We start from the raw sequence: 1404 nt of genomic DNA, 5'->3' as shown, positions 1-1404 counted from the left end.
ACCTTATCTTCCGGGCCCGCACGGCCGCCCCCCCGCCCCACCCTACCCCCGACCCCCCCCCGGGGGGGCGCCCCCCGCCGGCATTCTTCCGCGCCCTCGCCCGCCGCGAGACCCGAGCGTACGGCGCACCGGGCGGATCCGGGTGGCATGGGCTATGGCAGCCACCGGGTATCGGATGGCACTCTCGTGTCCTCGAACAGCGGGACCCTGGGGGGGCACACACGTGATGGAGCCGGGTACGGGCATGGGCCTGCGCGGCCGCAGCGGCATCCTGTCGCTGGTCGACGCCTGCCTGAAGGAGACCCCCGCAGCCGAACGGCCCGTCACCATGCTGCTCGGCCCGCCCGGCAGCGGCGCCAGCGAGGCCCACAGCGCCCTCATGGAGCACTTCGGGCCCCAATACCCCTTCGCCTTCGTCAACTTCGGCGGAGCGCAGTCACTCCTGCCGCGCTACGCACTCGGCCTGCTGGCCCGCCAGCTCGAACGCAAACTGCCCCGCTACGGCCGCTCCCACTTCCCGCTGCTCAGCCTCGGACTGCTCGCGTCCGACCAGGAGTTGAGGATGCGCAGCCTCGCCGAGGGCCGGCGCGCCGTGCAGCGGCAGCTCGACCAGTTCCAGCAGGAGAACGAGGCCCGGCACGGCGACTACCTCGCCGCCTTCTTCGAAGTGGGCATGGGCGCGGTCGGCATGCCCGAAGGCGCCTCCACCGCGGCCCTCGCCCTGTTCCAGGACGCCCTGCGGCGCAGCCGCCGCAGCATGCCGAGCCTGCTCGGCGGCCGGGTCGGCAGCCGGCTCACCTCGGGCGCCCAGTGGTACGGACGCCACCCCATGACCCGCAGCGGGGACCCGATGGAGGCGCTCGTCGAGCTCAACCTGTGGCGCCACGAGGGAGACGAGAACGAACAGGAACGCCTCGACCTCGTCCTCTTCTCGGCGTTCCTGGAAGACCTCAGACGCAACACCGCCCGCAACTTCATGCCCCGCTCCTACCTGCTGCTCCTCGACAACTCGCACACCGCGTACGGGCGCCGCTTCCTCGACCTGCTGCTGCGGGCCCGGCACGACGAGACGGTCGTGGCCGGCCACACCAGCGACCCGCTGACCGTCGTCGCCAGCTCCAACCGCTGGCTGCCCCGCTGGGGCGCGGCCACCGGGGACTCCTGGCCCTGGCAGCTGCGCGGCCCCGACCGGGCCTCCCTCTCCGACTGGAACACCCACCGGCCGACCCGGGACAGCGAGGACACCTGGTGGTATCCGTTACGCCTGCGCGACCTCAACCTGGACGAGGTGCGCATCCGCATAGAGCTCCAGCTCGGCGGGCACAGCGATCTCGCCCCGCTGACCCGCCTCACCCCGTTCGTCCACCGGCTCACCGGGGGCCTGCCGCGCGCCGTGCACCAAGT

1 pseudogene is annotated in these 1404 nt (G+C 72.8%); it reads left to right on the top strand.

Annotation, left to right across the window (positions count from 1 at the left end):
* Positions 1–226 precede the first annotated feature (226 nt).
* Positions 227–1404 (top strand): annotated as a pseudogene (locus AB0D66_RS34615) (hypothetical protein); the annotation flags it as partial.

Origin of the sequence: Streptomyces sp. NPDC048270 (assembly GCF_040652335.1) — a bacterium.
Classification (GTDB): Bacteria; Actinomycetota; Actinomycetes; order Streptomycetales; family Streptomycetaceae; genus Streptomyces.
This window is presented reverse-complemented; position numbering and strand designations above follow the sequence as displayed.